At 63.4% G+C, this 17,149-nt stretch carries 21 protein-coding genes and 3 rRNA genes; 23 read left to right on the top strand and 1 reads right to left on the bottom strand.

Annotated elements, in window-relative coordinates; all coding sequences use genetic code 11:
• The first annotated feature begins 359 nt into the window (after positions 1-359).
• The 3 genes from PU630_RS13315 (at position 360) to rrf (ending at position 5,578) form a co-directional block, all read left to right on the top strand.
• Positions 360-1,883 (top strand): 16S ribosomal RNA (locus PU630_RS13315).
• 382 nt (positions 1,884-2,265) lie between these two features.
• Positions 2,266-5,375 (top strand): 23S ribosomal RNA (locus tag PU630_RS13310).
• An 86-nt stretch (positions 5,376-5,461) separates the two neighbouring features.
• Positions 5,462-5,578 (top strand): 5S ribosomal RNA (gene rrf / locus PU630_RS13305).
• Together the 16S, 23S and 5S rRNA genes form the textbook arrangement of a ribosomal RNA operon.
• A gap of 312 nt (positions 5,579-5,890) precedes the next feature.
• On the opposite strand, the gene PU630_RS13300 is transcribed toward rrf, so the two are convergent.
• Positions 5,891-6,847 carry a hypothetical protein gene (locus PU630_RS13300; protein WP_275277538.1) on the bottom strand — a complete coding sequence of 319 codons (957 nt, stop codon included), beginning with the start codon at positions 6,845-6,847 and terminating at the stop codon, positions 5,891-5,893.
• A 734-nt stretch (positions 6,848-7,581) separates the two neighbouring features.
• On the opposite strand from PU630_RS13300, the gene rpsJ reads away from it, so the two are divergent.
• The 20 genes from rpsJ to rplO all read left to right on the top strand — a co-directional run bounded on the left by rpsJ (position 7,582) and on the right by rplO (position 17,139).
• Entirely contained in the window at positions 7,582-7,890 is a 309-nt protein-coding gene (rpsJ, locus tag PU630_RS13295) for a 30S ribosomal protein S10 (RefSeq protein WP_029145857.1), read from the top strand.
• Positions 7,891-7,898: 8 nt separating this feature from the next.
• Entirely contained in the window at positions 7,899-8,558 is a 660-nt protein-coding gene (rplC, locus tag PU630_RS13290; protein ID WP_275277537.1) for a 50S ribosomal protein L3, read from the top strand.
• 4 nt (positions 8,559-8,562) lie between these two features.
• Positions 8,563-9,219 (top strand): 50S ribosomal protein L4, encoded by a 657-nt coding sequence (rplD, locus tag PU630_RS13285; RefSeq protein ID WP_275277536.1) that lies wholly within the window; start codon positions 8,563-8,565, stop codon positions 9,217-9,219.
• On the top strand, positions 9,216-9,515 hold the full coding sequence (rplW, locus tag PU630_RS13280; protein ID WP_029145860.1) for a 50S ribosomal protein L23: 300 nt from the start codon (positions 9,216-9,218) through the stop codon (positions 9,513-9,515). Before rplD ends, rplW begins: the two co-directional genes overlap by 4 nt.
• Before the next feature lie 23 nt (positions 9,516-9,538).
• Positions 9,539-10,378, top strand: a complete 840-nt coding sequence (rplB, locus tag PU630_RS13275; RefSeq protein ID WP_275277535.1) for a 50S ribosomal protein L2 — start codon at positions 9,539-9,541, stop codon at positions 10,376-10,378.
• 13 nt (positions 10,379-10,391) lie between these two features.
• Positions 10,392-10,673, top strand: coding sequence for a 30S ribosomal protein S19 (gene rpsS / locus PU630_RS13270; RefSeq protein ID WP_129385849.1), 282 nt, complete (start codon positions 10,392-10,394; stop codon positions 10,671-10,673).
• A 25-nt stretch (positions 10,674-10,698) separates the two neighbouring features.
• Entirely contained in the window at positions 10,699-11,091 is a 393-nt protein-coding gene (rplV, locus tag PU630_RS13265; RefSeq protein ID WP_275277534.1) for a 50S ribosomal protein L22, read from the top strand.
• Positions 11,091-11,837 (top strand): 30S ribosomal protein S3, encoded by a 747-nt coding sequence (gene rpsC / locus PU630_RS13260; RefSeq protein WP_275277533.1) that lies wholly within the window; start codon positions 11,091-11,093, stop codon positions 11,835-11,837. Before rplV ends, rpsC begins: the two co-directional genes overlap by 1 nt.
• Positions 11,837-12,256 carry a 50S ribosomal protein L16 gene (rplP, locus tag PU630_RS13255; RefSeq protein WP_275277532.1) on the top strand — a complete coding sequence of 140 codons (420 nt, stop codon included), beginning with the start codon at positions 11,837-11,839 and terminating at the stop codon, positions 12,254-12,256. Before rpsC ends, rplP begins: the two co-directional genes overlap by 1 nt.
• Positions 12,256-12,570 carry a 50S ribosomal protein L29 gene (gene rpmC, locus PU630_RS13250; RefSeq protein ID WP_275277531.1) on the top strand — a complete coding sequence of 105 codons (315 nt, stop codon included), beginning with the start codon at positions 12,256-12,258 and terminating at the stop codon, positions 12,568-12,570. The genes rplP and rpmC overlap by 1 nt, the downstream gene beginning before the upstream one ends.
• Positions 12,570-12,905, top strand: coding sequence for a 30S ribosomal protein S17 (gene rpsQ / locus PU630_RS13245; RefSeq protein ID WP_275277530.1), 336 nt, complete (start codon positions 12,570-12,572; stop codon positions 12,903-12,905). Before rpmC ends, rpsQ begins: the two co-directional genes overlap by 1 nt.
• Entirely contained in the window at positions 12,906-13,274 is a 369-nt protein-coding gene (rplN, locus tag PU630_RS13240) for a 50S ribosomal protein L14 (RefSeq protein WP_275277529.1), read from the top strand.
• Between the two features lie 2 nt (positions 13,275-13,276).
• The gene (rplX, locus tag PU630_RS13235; RefSeq protein WP_275277528.1) at positions 13,277-13,618 is read left to right on the top strand and encodes a 50S ribosomal protein L24; all 342 of its coding nucleotides are present in this window, start codon (positions 13,277-13,279) and stop codon (positions 13,616-13,618) included.
• The gene (gene rplE / locus PU630_RS13230; protein ID WP_275277527.1) at positions 13,618-14,208 is read left to right on the top strand and encodes a 50S ribosomal protein L5; all 591 of its coding nucleotides are present in this window, start codon (positions 13,618-13,620) and stop codon (positions 14,206-14,208) included. Before rplX ends, rplE begins: the two co-directional genes overlap by 1 nt.
• Positions 14,209-14,350: 142 nt before the next feature.
• Positions 14,351-14,749: a 30S ribosomal protein S8 gene (gene rpsH, locus PU630_RS13225; protein WP_275277526.1), complete on the top strand. Its 399-nt coding sequence runs from the start codon at positions 14,351-14,353 to the stop codon at positions 14,747-14,749.
• Between the two features lie 6 nt (positions 14,750-14,755).
• Positions 14,756-15,292 (top strand): 50S ribosomal protein L6, encoded by a 537-nt coding sequence (rplF, locus tag PU630_RS13220; RefSeq protein WP_275277525.1) that lies wholly within the window; start codon positions 14,756-14,758, stop codon positions 15,290-15,292.
• 2 nt (positions 15,293-15,294) lie between these two features.
• Positions 15,295-15,654: a 50S ribosomal protein L18 gene (rplR, locus tag PU630_RS13215; protein ID WP_275277524.1), complete on the top strand. Its 360-nt coding sequence runs from the start codon at positions 15,295-15,297 to the stop codon at positions 15,652-15,654.
• Positions 15,651-16,364 (top strand): 30S ribosomal protein S5, encoded by a 714-nt coding sequence (gene rpsE / locus PU630_RS13210; RefSeq protein WP_275277523.1) that lies wholly within the window; start codon positions 15,651-15,653, stop codon positions 16,362-16,364. Before rplR ends, rpsE begins: the two co-directional genes overlap by 4 nt.
• Positions 16,364-16,549 (top strand): 50S ribosomal protein L30, encoded by a 186-nt coding sequence (rpmD, locus tag PU630_RS13205; protein ID WP_129385822.1) that lies wholly within the window; start codon positions 16,364-16,366, stop codon positions 16,547-16,549. The genes rpsE and rpmD overlap by 1 nt, the downstream gene beginning before the upstream one ends.
• Positions 16,549-17,139, top strand: a complete 591-nt coding sequence (gene rplO / locus PU630_RS13200) for a 50S ribosomal protein L15 (RefSeq protein ID WP_275277522.1) — start codon at positions 16,549-16,551, stop codon at positions 17,137-17,139. The genes rpmD and rplO overlap by 1 nt, the downstream gene beginning before the upstream one ends.
• Positions 17,140-17,149 lie beyond the last annotated feature (10 nt).

Here is a 17,149-nt window from a genome sequence, read left to right as displayed (position 1 = left end):
CCTCAGGACCTCTTCAGAGGGCCGCGGGGGAGTTCCCACCTCGGTCAGCGATCGGGAGTGGATGCCACGACCTTCGGGTCCGGCCCACTTCGATTTGCAAAAACGATCAGGCTGGGTATGATTGTGAAGTTGCCCTGCGCGATGGTCTTGGTTGGCCGGGTTGTGGGTGCGTCCGATCCTTGAGAACTCAACAGCGTGCACTTGTCAAATGCCAAATTATCCTCGTCTGCCGGCCTTTTGGTTGGTGGTTGAGAATTCCTTTGGATCAATTTTATGGATGTCAGTGACATTCGTTTTTGGTCATGATTGAACTCGCTGCGATGTCTGCCGTTTTCCCGGTGGTGTTGTGGCTTTCGTTTTTTACGGAGAGTTTGATCCTGGCTCAGGATGAACGCTGGCGGCGTGCTTAACACATGCAAGTCGAACGATGAAGCCCAGCTTGCTGGGTGGATTAGTGGCGAACGGGTGAGTAACACGTGAGCAACCTGCCCTGGACTCTGGGATAAGCGCTGGAAACGGCGTCTAATACTGGATATGAGGCGTGGCCGCATGGTCTGCGTCTGGAAAGATTTTTCGGTTTGGGATGGGCTCGCGGCCTATCAGCTTGTTGGTGAGGTAATGGCTCACCAAGGCGTCGACGGGTAGCCGGCCTGAGAGGGTGACCGGCCACACTGGGACTGAGACACGGCCCAGACTCCTACGGGAGGCAGCAGTGGGGAATATTGCACAATGGGCGCAAGCCTGATGCAGCAACGCCGCGTGGGGGACGACGGCCTTCGGGTTGTAAACCTCTTTTGGCAGGGAAGAAGCCTTCGGGTGACGGTACCTGCAGAAAAAGCACCGGCTAACTACGTGCCAGCAGCCGCGGTAATACGTAGGGTGCAAGCGTTATCCGGAATTATTGGGCGTAAAGAGCTCGTAGGCGGTTTGTCGCGTCTGCTGTGAAATCCCGGGGCTCAACCTCGGGCGTGCAGTGGGTACGGGCAGACTAGAGTGCGGTAGGGGAGATTGGAATTCCTGGTGTAGCGGTGGAATGCGCAGATATCAGGAGGAACACCGATGGCGAAGGCAGATCTCTGGGCCGTAACTGACGCTGAGGAGCGAAAGGGTGGGGAGCAAACAGGCTTAGATACCCTGGTAGTCCACCCCGTAAACGGTGGGAACTAGTTGTGGGGTCCTTTCCACGGATTCCGTGACGCAGCTAACGCATTAAGTTCCCCGCCTGGGGAGTACGGCCGCAAGGCTAAAACTCAAAGGAATTGACGGGGACCCGCACAAGCGGCGGAGCATGCGGATTAATTCGATGCAACGCGAAGAACCTTACCAAGGCTTGACATACACCGGAAACGGCCAGAGATGGTCGCCCCCTTGTGGTCGGTGTACAGGTGGTGCATGGTTGTCGTCAGCTCGTGTCGTGAGATGTTGGGTTAAGTCCCGCAACGAGCGCAACCCTCGTTCTCTGTTGCCAGCACGTAATGGTGGGAACTCAGGGGATACTGCCGGGGTCAACTCGGAGGAAGGTGGGGATGACGTCAAATCATCATGCCCCTTATGTCTTGGGCTTCACGCATGCTACAATGGCCGGTACAAAGGGCTGCGATACCGCGAGGTGGAGCGAATCCCAAAAAGCCGGTCCCAGTTCGGATCGTAGTCTGCAACTCGACTACGTGAAGTCGGAGTCGCTAGTAATCGCAGATCAGCAACGCTGCGGTGAATACGTTCCCGGGTCTTGTACACACCGCCCGTCAAGTCATGAAAGTCGGTAACACCTGAAGCCGGTGGCCCAACCCTTGTGGAGGGAGCCGTCGAAGGTGGGATCGGTAATTAGGACTAAGTCGTAACAAGGTAGCCGTACCGGAAGGTGCGGCTGGATCACCTCCTTTCTAAGGAGCAACTGAGTGTCCCGCTTCGGTGGGGTGCTCCAGTACCCGGTTCCACACCGAATGTGTGTGGTCGGGGCTCATGGGTGGAACATTTGACATGACACCAGCGCGGCTGGTTTCTGTGAGTACGTCACATCTTCGGGTGTGGGAGGAAAGCGGGGATCGGGGAGCGGGGTGTCTGCACGCTGTTGGGTCCTGAGGGACCGGGCCCGCCGCTTTTGGTGGCGTGTTCTTCCTCTGGACTTGTTCTGGTCTTCCCCGGTTGGGGCAGGTCAGGCGGGTACCGCCCGTACGTTGAGAACTACACAGTGGACGCGAGCATCTTAAAGAATAGATGATTTTTTCGGCTCACAGCTTTTTGTTGTGGGTCGTGCTCATGTGATTTCAAGTCTTTAAGAGCAAACGGTGGATGCCTTGGCATCTGGAGCCGAAGAAGGACGTGGCAATCTGCGATAAGCCTCGGGGAACTGGTAAGCGAGTTTTGATCCGAGGATTTCCGAATGGGGAAACCCCGCCAGGCGGCGTGCCGACCTGGTGACTCCCGCCTGAATGTATAGGGCGGGTAGAGGGAACGTGGGGAAGTGAAACATCTCAGTACCCACAGGAAGAGAAAACAACAGTGATTCCGTGAGTAGTGGCGAGCGAAACCGGAAGAGGCTAAACCTAGTGTGTGTGATAGCCGGCGGGCGTTGCATGCTGGGGGTTGTGGGACTTTCTTGACTGTTCTGCCGGACAGTCGGCGTGACAAGAGCGTATAGGCGAATCGTCTGGAAAGGCGGGCCGTAGCAGGTGAGAGCCCTGTAGCTGAAATGCGTGTTCTTGGCGTGGAGAGTATCCCGAGTAGCACGGGGCCCGAGAAATCCCGTGTGAATCTGTCAGGACCACCTGATAAGCCTGAATACTCCCAGATGACCGATAGCGGACAAGTACCGTGAGGGAAAGGTGAAAAGTACCCCGGGAGGGGAGTGAAATAGTACCTGAAACCGTTTGCTTACAAACCGTTGGAGCCTCCTTAGCAGGGGTGACAGCGTGCCTTTTGAAGAATGAGCCTGCGAGTTAGTGATACGTGGCGAGGTTAACCCGGGTGGGGAAGCCGTAGCGAAAGCGAGTCTGAACAGGGCGTTCAGTCGCGTGTCCTAGACCCGAAGCGAAGTGATCTATCCATGGCCAGGCTGAAGCGACGGTAAGACGTCGTGGAGGGCCGAACCCACTTAGGTTGAAAACTGAGGGGATGAGCTGTGGATAGGGGTGAAAGGCCAATCAAACTTCGTGATAGCTGGTTCTCTCCGAAATGCATTTAGGTGCAGCGTTGCGTGTTTCTTGCCGGAGGTAGAGCTACTGGATGGCCGATGGGCCCGACCAGGTTACTGACGTCAGCCAAACTCCGAATGCCGGTAAGTGAGAGCGCAGCAGTGAGACGGTGGGGGATAAGCTTCATCGTCGAGAGGGAAACAACCCAGACCACCATCTAAGGTCCCTAAGCGCGTGCTAAGTGGGAAAGGATGTGGAGTTGCCTTGACAACCAGGAGGTTGGCTTAGAAGCAGCCACCCTTGAAAGAGTGCGTAATAGCTCACTGGTCAAGTGATTCCGCGCCGACAATGTAACGGGGCTCAAGCACGCCACCGAAGATGTGGCATTCGCACTTTCGACAGGCCTTCGTGGTCCAGTCGTGTGGATGGGTAGGAGAGCGTCGTGTGCCGGGTGAAGCGGCGGGGTGACCCAGCCGTGGACGGCACACGAGTGAGAATGCAGGCATGAGTAGCGAAAGACGTGTGAGAAACACGTCCTCCGGAAGACCAAGGGTTCCAGGGTCAAGCTCATCTTCCCTGGGTAAGTCGGGACCTAAGGCGAGGCCGACAGGCGTAGTCGATGGACAACGGGTTGATATTCCCGTACCGGCGAAGAACCGCCCCAGTCAATCCAGTGGTGCTAAGAGTCCTAGCCAGGACGTGCCGGATCCCTTCGGGGTGATGGTGTTCTGGTGAACGCTCGACCCCATGCTGGTGCGGCTAGCGTATTAACAGGTGTGACGCAGGAAGGTAGCCCATGCCAGGCGATGGTTGTCCTGGTGCAAGTGCGTAGCCCGACTCCTAGGCAAATCCGGGAGTCATGAAGGGTGAGACACGATGCGGATGAAAAGTGGGTGATCCTCTGCTGCCAAGAAAAGCATCGACGCGAGGTTCTAGCCGCCCGTACCCCAAACCGACTCAGGTGGTCAGGTAGAGAATACCAAGGAGATCGAGAGAATCGTGGTTAAGGAACTCGGCAAAATACCCCCGTAACTTCGGGAGAAGGGGGGCCATCCACTTATTAGGTTTTACACCGAAAGGGTGTGGTGGCCGCAGAGACCAGTGGGTAGCGACTGTTTACTAAAAACACAGGTCCGTGCCAAGTCGCAAGACGATGTATACGGACTGACGCCTGCCCGGTGCTGGAAGGTTAAGAGGAGCGGTCAGCCTTACGGCGAAGCTGCGAATTTAAGCCCCAGTAAACGGCGGTGGTAACTATAACCATCCTAAGGTAGCGAAATTCCTTGTCGGGTAAGTTCCGACCTGCACGAATGGCGTAACGACTTCCCAACTGTCTCAACCACGAACTCGGCGAAATTGCATTACGAGTAAAGATGCTCGTTACGCGCAGCAGGACGGAAAGACCCCGTGACCTTTACTACAGCTTGGTATTGGTATTCGGTGTGGCTTGTGTAGGATAGGTGGGAGACTGTGAAGCATTCACGCCAGTGAGTGTGGAGTCATTGTTGAAATACCACTCTGGTCACTCTGGATGTCTAACTTCGGACCGTGATCCGGTTCAGGGACAGTGCCTGGTGGGTAGTTTAACTGGGGCGGTTGCCTCCTAAAGAGTAACGGAGGCGCCCAAAGGTTCCCTCAACCTGGTTGGCAATCAGGTGGCGAGTGTAAGTGCACAAGGGAGCTTGACTGTGAGACTGACAGGTCGAGCAGGGACGAAAGTCGGGACTAGTGATCCGGCAGTGGCTTGTGGAAGCGCTGTCGCTCAACGGATAAAAGGTACCTCGGGGATAACAGGCTGATCTTGCCCAAGAGTCCATATCGACGGCATGGTTTGGCACCTCGATGTCGGCTCGTCGCATCCTGGGGCTGGAGTAGGTCCCAAGGGTTGGGCTGTTCGCCCATTAAAGCGGTACGCGAGCTGGGTTTAGAACGTCGTGAGACAGTTCGGTCCCTATCCGCTGCGCGCGTAGGAAGTTTGAGAGGATCTGACCCTAGTACGAGAGGACCGGGTTGGACGAACCTCTGGTGTGTCAGTTGTTCCGCCAGGAGCACCGCTGATTAGCTACGTTCGGGATGGATAACCGCTGAAAGCATCTAAGCGGGAAGCCGGCCTCGAGATGAGACTTCCATGGGCTTCGTGCCCGAGAGGCTCCCAGCTAGACTACTGGGTTGATAGGCCGGATGTGGAAGCACGGTAACGTGTGGAGCTGACCGGTACTAATAAGCCGATGACTTGATAACACTTTTCATCGATCCTGCGATGATGTTTGCGTCCACTTTGTGGTTCTCGATGTGCGGTCGAGAACAGATTGACATATCCATAGAGTTTCGGCGGCCATAGCGAGAAGGAAACGCCCGGTCACATTCCGAACCCGGAAGCTAAGCTTCTCAGCGCCGATGGTACTGCAGGGGGGACCCTGTGGGAGAGTAGGACACCGCCGAACATTTTTCACAAGAAGGCCGACCCATCGCGGGTCGGCCTTCTTGCGTTAACCCGCGATGCCCTTTGCTCCGTCCCGGCATCCCCCCGTCCCGGCATCCCGCTGTCCCGCCTTCGCCCCCGAGGTCGTACCCATCCCCGCGAGGTCGTACCCAGATCCGCGAGGTCGTACCCATCCCGGCGAGGTCGTAGCCAAATCCGCGAGGTCGTACCCGGATCCGCGAGGTCGTACCTATCCCCGCGAGGTCGTACCCAGATCCGCGAGGTCGTACCCAAACCCGCGAGGTCGTACGAGCCCTCGCCTGTGCCTCTCCGCTCACGCAGCTCGTCCGGGGAGAAGCCCCGCGGCCCGCAGGTACTGGGCGAATTCCGGTAGGTCGGTGAGCGCTGCAGAACCCCAGCGGTGGCACGTCCATTTGGTCGCGAGTTCGACAGCTGCTTGACGTCGCTCCTGAAGCTCGAGCACCTCGTGAGGCGTCCGACCCGCGAGCAGGCGCGGATCGGTGTATTTGATCTGCCCGTCCGACTCGCCCCATTTGGCCAGTGTGGGCCAGGCGAAGTCGAGGAGTGCATACCGTCCGTCCGGCAGCTCCACGCGGTACTGCAGCTCGGGCGTGGGCGCTCCCAGCTCCCACATCCAGAGACGACTCACGCTCTCGTGAGGTGACCCCGACCGGCCATCGGCGAACTCGGCGACGAAACGAGCCTGTTTGATCCCTCGGGCCCCGGGGTGCGATCTGACGCGGAGCCGAATCGCTTCGCGGAATCGCTCGGCTGCGTCTTCGTCGTACGTGTTGGTCTCCGTGTCCCACGCAATCTGATGAAGCGCGGCGTCGAAGACGACAACGGCAGCCTCGAGCGAGACCATGCGGATGACATCGTAGACGGTTCGCTCCAGCGTGGTCACTCGGATGCCGTCGACGATCGTGACATCGAGCTCAGGAAGCGGAACATGGTGGCGCTTGGTTCCCGCAGCCCGTCGCCTCCTGGCTCCTGCCGGCAGCCCGATGTCGACTCTGTCGTCCCGCACTCTGTACAGAGGCAGGTCATGGAGCGCAGCGGCGCTGAGGTGTGTGACCGTGGCACGCTCGTTAGAGAACGCCGGCCAGGCCGCCCGAGTGCGCACGCGCAATCTGTCTTCGACGAAGAGGCGGAGCCATGCCGCGTCCAGCACGTAGACTCCGGGGCGCAGACGGGTGACGTTCTCAGCGGCGACGAGTGGATGCGGCATCCATCCCGCACGTACGGAGAGCTGATTCTGATGATTGGCCATGCAGGTAACCTGCCTTGAACGCGGGAGCCTGTGGTGGTCCGCCCACAAATCTGTGGATAGTCCGCGGGCGCGGTCGCGCTGGGGAGGAACCGATGCGGGCGTGTCCCGAGAGACGTGCGACCTCGCGGATCTAGGTACGACCTCGCGGATCTGGCTACGACCTCGGGGACCTGGCTACGACCTCGGCGATCTGGGTACGACCTCGCGAACCTAGGTACGACCTCGGCGATTTGGGTACGACCTCGCGAGATGAGGAGCGCGGCGCGGGAGCGCGGCGGGGGAGCAGCGCGCGGCGGGGGGCGCAGGGCGGGGGAGCAGCGCGTGGCGCGGACTGGGAGTGTGGTGGGAGACACGCCGGAAGGGGAGAGCGGGCCCGCCTGGATTTGCGACACGCCCGGGATGCACGTAGACTGTTGAGGTTCCATATTCCGGAAAGTGCGCCCAGGTGCGCGCCGGATCACTGCCAGGGCAGTGCATAGGCGAGAGTCTAGGCCGCGGGCAGCAGAACGAGCACAGGGCGGATGAAGATCCGCCGGACTGTGCGCCACATCCCACACACCTCTTCCCCGCGGGGCAGCCGCGTGCGTGGGAGCCGGATGCCCGGCATCCGGTCTGACAGCAGAACAGTGGTGCAAGCATCACCGGAACAGCCGGTGTACGTGCCAAGGCGCGCAAGCGTCGTCGTGCGTCCAATGCGCGAAAGCGTAAGACGCGAGAAAGAGAGTGAGCAGACAATGGCGGGACAGAAGATCCGCATTCGCCTGAAGTCGTACGATCACGCGGGGCTCGACAGCTCGGCGCGCAAGATCGTCGACACCGTGACCCGTGCCGGCGCCTCCGTCGTCGGCCCCGTGCCGCTTCCGACCGAGAAGAACGTCGTGTGCGTCATTCGGTCGCCGCACAAGTACAAGGACAGCCGCGAGCACTTCGAGATGCGCACCCACAAGCGTCTGATCGACATCATCGATCCGACGCCCAAGGCCGTCGACTCGCTGATGCGCCTTGACCTGCCGGCCGATGTCAACATCGAGATCAAGCTCTGAGGTCCGACATGGCTGACATCAACAACAAGACTTCCAAGGGACTGCTGGGCACCAAGCTCGGCATGACCCAGGTGTGGAACGAGCAGGGCAAGCTCGTCCCCGTCACCGTGATCGAGATCGCGCCCAACGTGGTCACCCAGGTCCGCACCCCCGAGAAGGACGGCTACAACGCCGTCCAGATCGCCGCCGGCCAGATCGACCCGCGCAAGGTCACCAAGCCCCTCGAGGGCCACTTCGAGGCCGCCGGCGTCACGCCGCGCCGCCACGTGACCGAGGTGCGCACCGCGGACGCCGCTGACTACTCACTCGGCCAGGAGCTCACCGTGGACGGCACCTTCGAGGCCGGCCAGCTGGTCGACGTCGTCGGCACCAGCAAGGGCAAGGGCACCGCGGGTGTCATGAAGCGCCACAACTTCAAGGGCGTCTCGGCCTCGCACGGTTCACACCGCAACCACCGCAAGCCCGGTTCGATCGGCGCATCGTCGACCCCGAGCCGCGTCTTCAAGGGCATGCGCATGGCCGGCCGTATGGGTGGCGAGCGCGTGACCGTCCTCAACCTCACGGTGCACGCCGTCGACGCCGAGAAGGGTCTGCTGCTCGTCAAGGGCGCCGTCCCCGGCGCGCGCGGCCGCATCGTCTACGTCCGCAACGCAGTGAAGGGTGCCTGAGTCCATGGCTGACACGACCCTCGACGTCCTCAAGGCGGATGGCAAGAAGGCTGGCGCCGTCCAGCTCCCCGCCGCCATCTTCGACGTCAACACCAACATCCCGCTGATCCACCAGGTGGTCGTCGCGCAGCTCGCTGCCGCCCGTCAGGGAACCCACTCGACCAAGCGTCGCGGTGAGGTCTCCGGCTCCGGCCGCAAGCCGTTCAAGCAGAAGGGCACCGGCAACGCGCGTCAGGGCTCGATCCGCGCACCTGAGCACACCGGTGGTGGCATCGTCCACGGGCCCAAGCCGCGCGACTACGCGCAGCGGACCCCCAAGAAGATGATCGCCGCGGCTCTGCTGGGTGCGCTCAGCGACCGTGCCCGTGGCGAGCGTCTCCACGTGGTCGAGTCCTTCGGACTGAAGGATGCCCCGTCCACCAAGGCCGCTCTCTCGGTGCTCAGCGACCTGGGCGCCGTCAAGAACGTCCTCGTCGTGGTCTCCCGCGACGACGAGCTGACCGTCAAGAGCGTGCGCAACCTCACCGAGGTGCACGTGCTGACGTTCGACCAGCTGAACGCCTACGACGTGGTCGTCTCCGACGACATCGTCTTCACCAAGGCCGCCTTCGACGCGTTCGTCGCGTCCAAGAGCGGTGCCACCGAGGAGGTCTCGGCATGACCGCCGTGAACAAGGACCCGCGCGACATCATCCTGAAGCCGGTCGTCTCCGAGAAGAGCTACGGCCTGATCGACGAGGGCAAGTACACGTTCTACGTGGACCCCCGCGCGAACAAGACCGAGATCAAGCTCGCCATCGAGAAGATCTTCGGTGTCAAGGTGGCGTCGGTCAACACGCTGAACCGCGTCGGCAAGGCCCGTCGCACCCGCTTCGGCACCGGTAAGCGCAAGGACACCAAGCGCGCCGTCGTGACCCTGAAGTCGGGCACCATCGACATCTTCACGGCAGTCGGCTGACGGTCGGGATAGAGGACTAGAACATGGCTATTCGCAAGTACAAGCCCACGACCCCGGGTCGCCGCGGTTCGTCGGTGGCTGACTTCGCCGAGATCACCCGATCGACGCCGGAGAAGTCGCTGCTGAAGCCGCTCGCCAAGACCGGTGGCCGCAACAACCAGGGCCGCATCACCACCCGCCACATCGGCGGTGGCCACAAGCGCCAGTACCGCGTCATCGACTTCCGTCGCAATGACAAGGACGGGATCGACGCCAAGGTCGCGCACATCGAGTACGACCCGAACCGCACCGCGCGCATCGCGCTGCTGCACTTCGTGGACGGCACCAAGCGCTACATCCTGGCGCCGGAGAAGCTGCGTCAGGGCGACATCGTCGAGTCGGGCGCCTCGGCCGACATCAAGCCCGGCAACAACCTGCCGCTGCGCAACATCCCGACCGGTACCGTGATCCACGCGATCGAGCTGCGTCCCGGCGGCGGCGCGAAGCTGGCCCGCTCGGCCGGCGCGAGCGTCCGTCTGGTCGCCAAGGACGGCCCGTACGCGCAGCTGCGTCTGCCCTCGGGCGAGATCCGCAACGTCGACGCCCGCTGCCGCGCCACGATCGGCGAGGTCGGCAACGCCGAGCAGTCGAACATCAACTGGGGCAAGGCAGGCCGCAACCGCTGGAAGGGCATCCGCCCGACCGTCCGCGGTGTCGTCATGAACCCGGTCGACCACCCGCACGGTGGTGGTGAGGGTCGCACGTCCGGTGGTCGTCACCCCGTGACGCCGTGGGGCAAGCCCGAGGGCCGCACCCGCCACGCGAACAAGGAAAGCGACAAGTACATCGTGCGTCGTCGCACCACCGGCAAGAAGCGCAAGTAGGTAGGAACAGAAGATGCCACGCAGTCTTAAGAAGGGCCCCTTCGTCGACGAGCACCTGCTTCGCAAGGTCGCTACGCAGAACGAGGCGGGCACGAAGAACGTCATCAAGACCTGGTCTCGTCGTTCGATGATCGTCCCGGCCATGCTCGGCCACACGATCGCCGTGCACGACGGCCGCAAGCACATCCCCGTGTTCGTCAGCGAAAGCATGGTCGGACACAAGCTGGGCGAGTTCGCGCCCACCCGCACCTTCCGCGGCCACGAGAAGGACGACAAGAAGGGCCGCCGCCGCTGACGCGGGGGCGCAAGAGGAGAGAGAAATGGTGGAGTCCATCGCACGCGTGCGACACATCCGCGTGACCCCTCAGAAGGCTCGTCGTGTCGTCGCGCTCATCAAGGGCAAGCAGGCCGACGAGGCCCTCGCCATCCTGAAGTTCGCGCAGCAGAGCGCCAGCGAGCCGATCTACAAGCTCGTGGCATCCGCCGCCGCCAACGCACGGGTGAAGGCCGACGCGGCCGGCGAGTTCCTTGACGAGCAGGATCTGTACGTGAAGAACGCCTTCGTGGACGAGGGGACGACGCTCAAGCGTTTCCAGCCCCGCGCCCAGGGCCGTGCGTTCCAGATCAAGAAGCGCACCAGCCACATCACCGTCGTGCTGGCGACCCCTGAGGTCGCCGAGGCCGGCGCAGCAACGAAGAAGGCGAGCAAGTAATGGGACAGAAGGTAAACCCGTACGGCTTCCGCCTCGGCATCACCACCGACCACGTGTCGCGGTGGTTCTCCGACTCGACGAAGCCGGGCCAGCGCTACGCCGACTACCTTGCCGAGGACATCAAGATCCGGCAGCTCCTGCAGAAGCAGCTCGACCGTGCCGGTGTCTCGAACATCGAGATCGAGCGCACGCGTGACCGCGTCCGCGTCGACATCCACACCGCCCGTCCGGGCATTGTGATCGGTCGTCGCGGTGCCGAGGCCGAGCGCATCCGCGGTGAGCTGGAGAAGCTCAGCGGCAAGCAGATCCAGCTGAACATCCTCGAGGTCAAGAACCCCGAGGCCGACGCTCAGCTGGTCGCCCAGGGCATCGCCGAGCAGCTCTCGGCGCGCGTGGCGTTCCGCCGCGCGATGCGCAAGGGCCTGCAGGGCGCGCAGCGCGCCGGCGCCAAGGGTGTCCGCATCCAGGTGTCGGGCCGTCTCGGCGGCGCCGAGATGAGCCGGTCGGAGTTCTACCGTGAGGGCCGTGTGCCGCTGCACACGCTCCGCGCGAACATCGACTACGGCTTCTACGAGGCGCGCACCACCTTCGGCCGCATCGGCGTGAAGGTCTGGATCTACAAGGGCGACCTCACCAACAAGGAGCTGGCCCGCGAGCAGGCGAACCAGAAGCCCGCCCGCGACCGCGGTGACCGTCGTCGTGCCCCGCGCAACGAGGCCCCCGTCGCAGAAGGAGCATCGGCGTAATGCTTATTCCCCGTAAAGTCAAGTTCCGTAAGCAGCACCACCCCGGGCGCAGCGGCCAGGCCACCGGCGGCACGAAGGTCTCCTTCGGCGAGTACGGCATCCAGGCGATCACCCCGGCCTACGTGACCAACCGTCAGATCGAGTCCGCTCGTATCGCCATGACGCGTCACATCAAGCGTGGCGGCAAGGTGTGGATCAACATCTACCCCGACCGTCCGCTGACCAAGAAGCCGGCTGAGACCCGCATGGGTTCCGGTAAGGGCTCGCCCGAGTGGTGGGTTGCCAACGTCAAGCCGGGCCGCGTCCTGTTCGAGGTCGCCGGCGTCGACGAGCAGCTCGCTCGTGAGGCGCTGACCCGTGCCATCCACAAGCTGCCCCTGAAGGCACGCATCATCAAGCGCGAGGAGGGCGACGCGTAATGGCGATCGGCACCAAGGAGCTCGCCACGAGCGAGCTCGACACGTACGAAGACCAGCGTCTTGTCGAAGAGCTGCGCAAGGCGAAGGAAGAGCTGTTCAACCTGCGCTTCCAGTCCGCCACCGGCCAGCTCGAAAGCCACGGCCGCATCCGTGCGGTCAAGCGCGACATCGCGCGGCTCTACACCGTGATCCGCGAGCGCGAGCTGGGCATCCGTGCCACGCCCGCTCCGGTGGAGACGGGCAAGGCGAAGAAGAGCAAGGCGAAGAAGGCGGATGCCGCTGCCTCCGCCGAGGTGAAGGAAGAGGCTGAGTGATGGCCACTGCGAAGAAGGCCGAGGCCGAGGTCGTCGAGACCGTCGGTCACGAGCACGCTGAGCACGACGTCCGCGACGCGGGCGCCCGCGGCTACCGCAAGTCCCGCCGCGGGTACGTCGTCAGCGACAAGATGGACAAGACGATCGTCGTCGAGGTCGAGGACCGCGTGAAGCACCCCCTCTACGGCAAGGTCATCCGCCGCACCGAGAAGGTCAAGGCGCACGACGAGAACAACACCGCCGGCATCGGCGACCTCGTCGTCATCAACGAGACCCGGCCGCTGAGCGCCACCAAGCGCTGGCGTCTGGTCGAGATCCTCGAGAAGGCCAAGTAAATGATTCAGACAGAGTCCCGACTCAAGGTCGCCGACAACACCGGCGCCAAGGAGCTGCTCACCATCCGTGTGCTCGGCGGCTCCAACCGTCGCTACGCAGGTCTGGGCGACGTCATCGTCGCCACGGTGAAGGACGCCATCCCCGGCGGCAACGTCAAGAAGGGCGATGTCGTCAAGGCCGTGGTCGTGCGCACCGTCAAGGAGACCCGTCGCGCCGACGGCTCGTACATCAAGTTCGACGAGAACGCCGCCGTGCTGCTGAAGAACGACGGGGAGCCCCGCGGCACCCGTATCTTCGGCCCGGTCGGTCGTGAGCTTCGCGACAAGAAGTTCATGAAGATCGTCTCGCTGGCACCGGAGGTCATCTGATCATGGCGAACATCAAGAAGGACGACCTCGTCCAGGTGCTCTCGGGCGCCGACCGCGGCAAGCAGGGGAAGGTCCTCGAGGTCATCCCCGAGACCAACCGCGTGATCGTCGAGGGCGTCAACTACGTGACCAAGCACACCCGCGTGGGCCAGACCCAGCGCGGGACCAAGACGGGCGGCATCGAGACGATGGAAGCCCCGATCCACATCTCCAACGTCGCCGTCGTCGACCCCTCGAGCAAGAAGCCGACCCGCGTCGGCCACCGCGTCGAAGAGAAGATCAAGGACGGCGAGAAGCGCACCGTCCGCGTGCGCTACGCCAAGAAGTCAGGTAAGGACCTCTGATGAGCACCACCGCTGCTGCGGAGGCTGGCAAGACCCAGCCGCGCCTCAAGCAGAAGTACAAGAGCGAGATCCAGCAGAAGCTGCAGGACGAGTTCGGGTACGAGAACGTCATGCAGATCCCCGGCCTGGTCAAGGTCGTCGTCAACACCGGCGTCGGCGAGGCAGCTCGCGACAGCAAGGTGATCGAGGGCGCGGTCGCAGACCTCACCAAGATCACCGGCCAGAAGCCGGTCGTGACCAAGGCCCGCAAGTCGATCGCGCAGTTCAAGCTGCGTGAGGGCCAGGCCATCGGCGCGCACGTCACCCTCCGGGGCGACCGCGCGTGGGAGTTCCTGGACCGCCTCGTGAACCTCGCGCTGCCCCGCATCCGCGACTTCCGGGGTCTTTCCGACCAGCAGTTCGACGGTCACGGCAACTACACCTTCGGCCTGCAGGAGCAGTCGGTCTTCCACGAGATCGACCAGGACCGCATCGACCGGGTGCGCGGTTTCGACATCACCGTCGTCACCAGCGCTTCCACCGACGATGAGGGCCGCGCCCTGCTGCGTCACCTCGGATTCCCGTTCCGGGCGAAGGATGCCGCAGCCTGAGTTAGGCTGGATGCTTTGCGTCATTCCGGCCCGGGGCCGTGCGCTTCGGGCCGGAATGACATCCCACAACTGAACAGCCGTCATAGAAGGTCGGCCGTCGTGTAACGGCGTGGCGAAACCTTATGAACAAAGGAAACACGAAATGACAATGACAGACCCGGTCGCAGATATGCTGACCCGTCTGCGCAACGCGAACTCGGCGCATCACGACTCCGTGTCGTTGCCGAGCTCGAAGCTCAAGAAGAACATCGCCGAGATCCTCAAGCAGGAGGGCTACATCGCCGGCTGGGCCGTCGAAAGCGCCCGCGTCGGCGAGACGCTGACCCTCACGCTGAAGTACGGCACGAACCGCGAGCGGTCCATCGCCGGCATCAAGCGGGTTTCGAAGCCCGGTCTGCGCGTGTACGCACGCTCGACCGAGCTCCCCAAGGTCCTCGGCGGCCTGGGCGTTGCCATCCTGTCCACCTCCTCTGGCCTCCTCACGGACCGCCAGGCCGAGCAGAAGGGCGTGGGCGGGGAAGTTCTCGCCTACGTGTGGTGACCCGCCATGTCGCGAATCGGACGTCTTCCCATTGACATCCCTGCCGGTGTGACCGTTGCGGTCAACGGGCAGGAGGTGGAGGTCAAGGGCCCCAAGGGCGAGCTTGCGCTCACCGTGGCACGCCCCATCCAGGTCGCGGTCGAGGAGAACCAGGTTCTGGTCTCCCGCCCCGACGACGAGCGCGAGTCGCGTTCGCTGCACGGCCTGACCCGCACCCTCATCAACAACAACATCATCGGTGTCACCCAGGGCTACACCAAGGGCCTCGAGGTCGTCGGCACCGGCTACCGCGTGCAGCAGAAGGGCGGCTCGGTCGAGTTCGCCCTCGGGTTCTCGCACCCGGTGCTGGTCGACCCGCCCACCGGGATCACCTTCACGGTCGAGGGCAACAACAAGCTCACCGTGAGCGGCATCGACAAGCAGGCCGTCGGCGAGGCGGCTGCGAACATCCGCAAGATCCGCAAGCCCGAGCCGTACAAGGGCAAGGGCGTGCGCTACGCCGGCGAGATTGTTCGGCGCAAGGCCGGAAAGGCTGGTAAGTAAGCATGGCTGTGAAGTCGAAGTCCGACGCCCGCGCGCGTCGCCATGCCCGTCTTCGCAAGAAGGTCGTCGGCACCGCCGAGCGTCCGCGCCTGGTCGTGACCCGCTCGTCGCGTCACGTCTTCGTTCAGGTCGTGGACGACAGCAAGGGCCACACCGTGGCCAGTGCGTCCACCCTCGAGGCCGACCTCCGTGCATTCGACGGTGACAAGACCGCCAAGGCCCGCAAGGTCGGCGAGCTGGTCGCCGAGCGCGCGAAGAGCGCCGGTGTCGCCGAGGTCGTGTTCGACCGTGGCGGCAACCGCTACGCCGGTCGTGTCGCGGCCGTGGCCTCGGGCGCCCGCGAAGGAGGGCTGAACCTGTGAGTGACAACAAGGAGACCGAAGTGACCGCCGATCAGGCAGCGCCCGAGCAGGCCGCAGAGGCCACCACGGCCGAGGCGCCCACCAACGAGCGCGAGCAGCGCCGTGGCGGTCGTGGCGACCGCAACTCGCGTGGTCGCGACCGTGACCGCAACTCGCGTGACCGCGGCGACAACCAGTTCCTGGAGCGCGTCGTCACCATCAACCGCGTCTCGAAGGTCGTCAAGGGCGGCCGCCGCTTCAGCTTCACGGCCCTCGTGGTCGTGGGCGACGGCAACGGCGTGGTCGGTGTCGGCTACGGCAAGGCCCGTGAGGTGCCGCTGGCGATCTCGAAGGGTGTCGAAGAGGCCAAGCGCAACTTCTTCCGCGTTCCGCGCGTCGGCAAGACGATCCCGCACCCGGTGACCGGTGAGGCCGCCGCGGGTGTCGTCCTGCTGCGTCCGGCCGCGGCCGGTACCGGTGTCATCGCCGGTGGCCCGGTCCGCGCGGTCCTGGAGTGCGCCGGCATCCACGACGTCCTGTCGAAGTCGCTCGGCTCGTCGAACACGATCAACATCGTGCACGCGACCGTCGAGGCGCTCCAGAGCCTTGAGGAGCCGCGCTCCGTCGCCGCCCGTCGTGGCCTGGACTTCGACCAGGTCGCGCCGGCCCGTCTCGTTCGTGCCGAGGCCGCTGAGGCGGCTGCCGCACGTGAGCAGAAGGTAGGTGCCTGATGGCGTCCCGTCTGAAGGTCACGCAGATCAAGTCCAAGGTGAGCGAGAAGCAGAACCAGCGTGACACGCTGCGCAGCCTCGGCCTGAAGCGGATCGGCGACTCGGTCGTCCGTCCGGACGACGCGCAGACGCGCGGTTACGTGAAGGCCGTCGCCCACCTCGTCCAGGTTGAGGAGATCGACTGATGGCTGAGAAGGCCGAGAACACCGAGGCCGTCGCGGCGGAGCAGGTCGAGAAGAAGGCCCCCGCGAAGAAGGCCCCCGCGAAGAAGGCGACTGCCGCCAAGGCGCCGGCGAAGAAGGATGCCGCTCCCGTGGCGCGTCCCGACGTCGTCAAGGTGCACCACCTGCGTCCGGTCCCCGGCGCCAACACCGCCAAGACCCGTGTGGGCCGCGGTGAGGGCTCCAAGGGCAAGACCGCCGGTCGCGGCACCAAGGGCACCAAGGCGCGCTACCAGGTGCGTCCCGGGTTCCAGGGCGGCCAGCTTCCGCTGCACATGCGTGCGCCGAAGCTGCGTGGCTTCAAGAACCCGTTCCGCGTCGAGTACCAGGTCGTGAACCTGGGCAAGCTCGCCGAGCTGTACCCGAACGGCGGAGAGGTCACCGTCAGTGACCTCGTCGCCAAGGGCGCGGTTCGCAAGAACGAGCGAGTCAAGGTGCTGGGCACCGGAGACATCGCCGTGAAGCTGAACGTCGCCGTCGACAAGATCTCGAGCTCTGCCGAGCAGAAGATCGTCGCGGCGGGCGGCAGCGTCGCAGCCGCCACCGCGGAGTAGTCAGCCAGAC

It is taken from the genome of Microbacterium horticulturae (assembly GCF_029094505.1).
In the GTDB taxonomy this organism is placed as follows: domain Bacteria; phylum Actinomycetota; class Actinomycetes; order Actinomycetales; family Microbacteriaceae; genus Microbacterium; species Microbacterium horticulturae.
The sequence above is the reverse complement of the archived record's forward strand: the minus strand, read 5'-3'. Positions and strand labels throughout refer to the sequence as shown.

Excerpts from the sequence above, each read along its gene's own strand:
- rplF (WP_275277525.1), top strand. The coding sequence starts at position 14,756 with ATGTCGCGAATCGGACGTCTTCCCATTGACATCCCTGCCGGTGTGACC.
- rplO (WP_275277522.1), top strand. The coding sequence starts at position 16,549 with ATGGCTGAGAAGGCCGAGAACACCGAGGCCGTCGCGGCGGAGCAGGTC.
- rplE (WP_275277527.1), top strand. The coding sequence starts at position 13,618 with ATGAGCACCACCGCTGCTGCGGAGGCTGGCAAGACCCAGCCGCGCCTC.
- rpmC (WP_275277531.1), top strand. The coding sequence starts at position 12,256 with ATGGCGATCGGCACCAAGGAGCTCGCCACGAGCGAGCTCGACACGTAC.
- rplW (WP_029145860.1), top strand. The coding sequence starts at position 9,216 with ATGACCGCCGTGAACAAGGACCCGCGCGACATCATCCTGAAGCCGGTC.
- rplB (WP_275277535.1), top strand. The coding sequence starts at position 9,539 with ATGGCTATTCGCAAGTACAAGCCCACGACCCCGGGTCGCCGCGGTTCG.
- PU630_RS13300 (WP_275277538.1), bottom strand. The coding sequence starts at position 6,847 with ATGGCCAATCATCAGAATCAGCTCTCCGTACGTGCGGGATGGATGCCG.
- rpmD (WP_129385822.1), top strand. The coding sequence starts at position 16,364 with ATGGCGTCCCGTCTGAAGGTCACGCAGATCAAGTCCAAGGTGAGCGAG.
- rplD (WP_275277536.1), top strand. The coding sequence starts at position 8,563 with ATGGCTGACACGACCCTCGACGTCCTCAAGGCGGATGGCAAGAAGGCT.
- rplN (WP_275277529.1), top strand. The coding sequence starts at position 12,906 with ATGATTCAGACAGAGTCCCGACTCAAGGTCGCCGACAACACCGGCGCC.
- rplP (WP_275277532.1), top strand. The coding sequence starts at position 11,837 with ATGCTTATTCCCCGTAAAGTCAAGTTCCGTAAGCAGCACCACCCCGGG.
- rpsS (WP_129385849.1), top strand. The coding sequence starts at position 10,392 with ATGCCACGCAGTCTTAAGAAGGGCCCCTTCGTCGACGAGCACCTGCTT.
- rplX (WP_275277528.1), top strand. The coding sequence starts at position 13,277 with ATGGCGAACATCAAGAAGGACGACCTCGTCCAGGTGCTCTCGGGCGCC.
- rplC (WP_275277537.1), top strand. The coding sequence starts at position 7,899 with ATGGCTGACATCAACAACAAGACTTCCAAGGGACTGCTGGGCACCAAG.
- rpsH (WP_275277526.1), top strand. The coding sequence starts at position 14,351 with ATGACAATGACAGACCCGGTCGCAGATATGCTGACCCGTCTGCGCAAC.
- rplR (WP_275277524.1), top strand. The coding sequence starts at position 15,295 with ATGGCTGTGAAGTCGAAGTCCGACGCCCGCGCGCGTCGCCATGCCCGT.
- rpsQ (WP_275277530.1), top strand. The coding sequence starts at position 12,570 with ATGGCCACTGCGAAGAAGGCCGAGGCCGAGGTCGTCGAGACCGTCGGT.
- rpsJ (WP_029145857.1), top strand. The coding sequence starts at position 7,582 with ATGGCGGGACAGAAGATCCGCATTCGCCTGAAGTCGTACGATCACGCG.
- rplV (WP_275277534.1), top strand. The coding sequence starts at position 10,699 with ATGGTGGAGTCCATCGCACGCGTGCGACACATCCGCGTGACCCCTCAG.
- rpsC (WP_275277533.1), top strand. The coding sequence starts at position 11,091 with ATGGGACAGAAGGTAAACCCGTACGGCTTCCGCCTCGGCATCACCACC.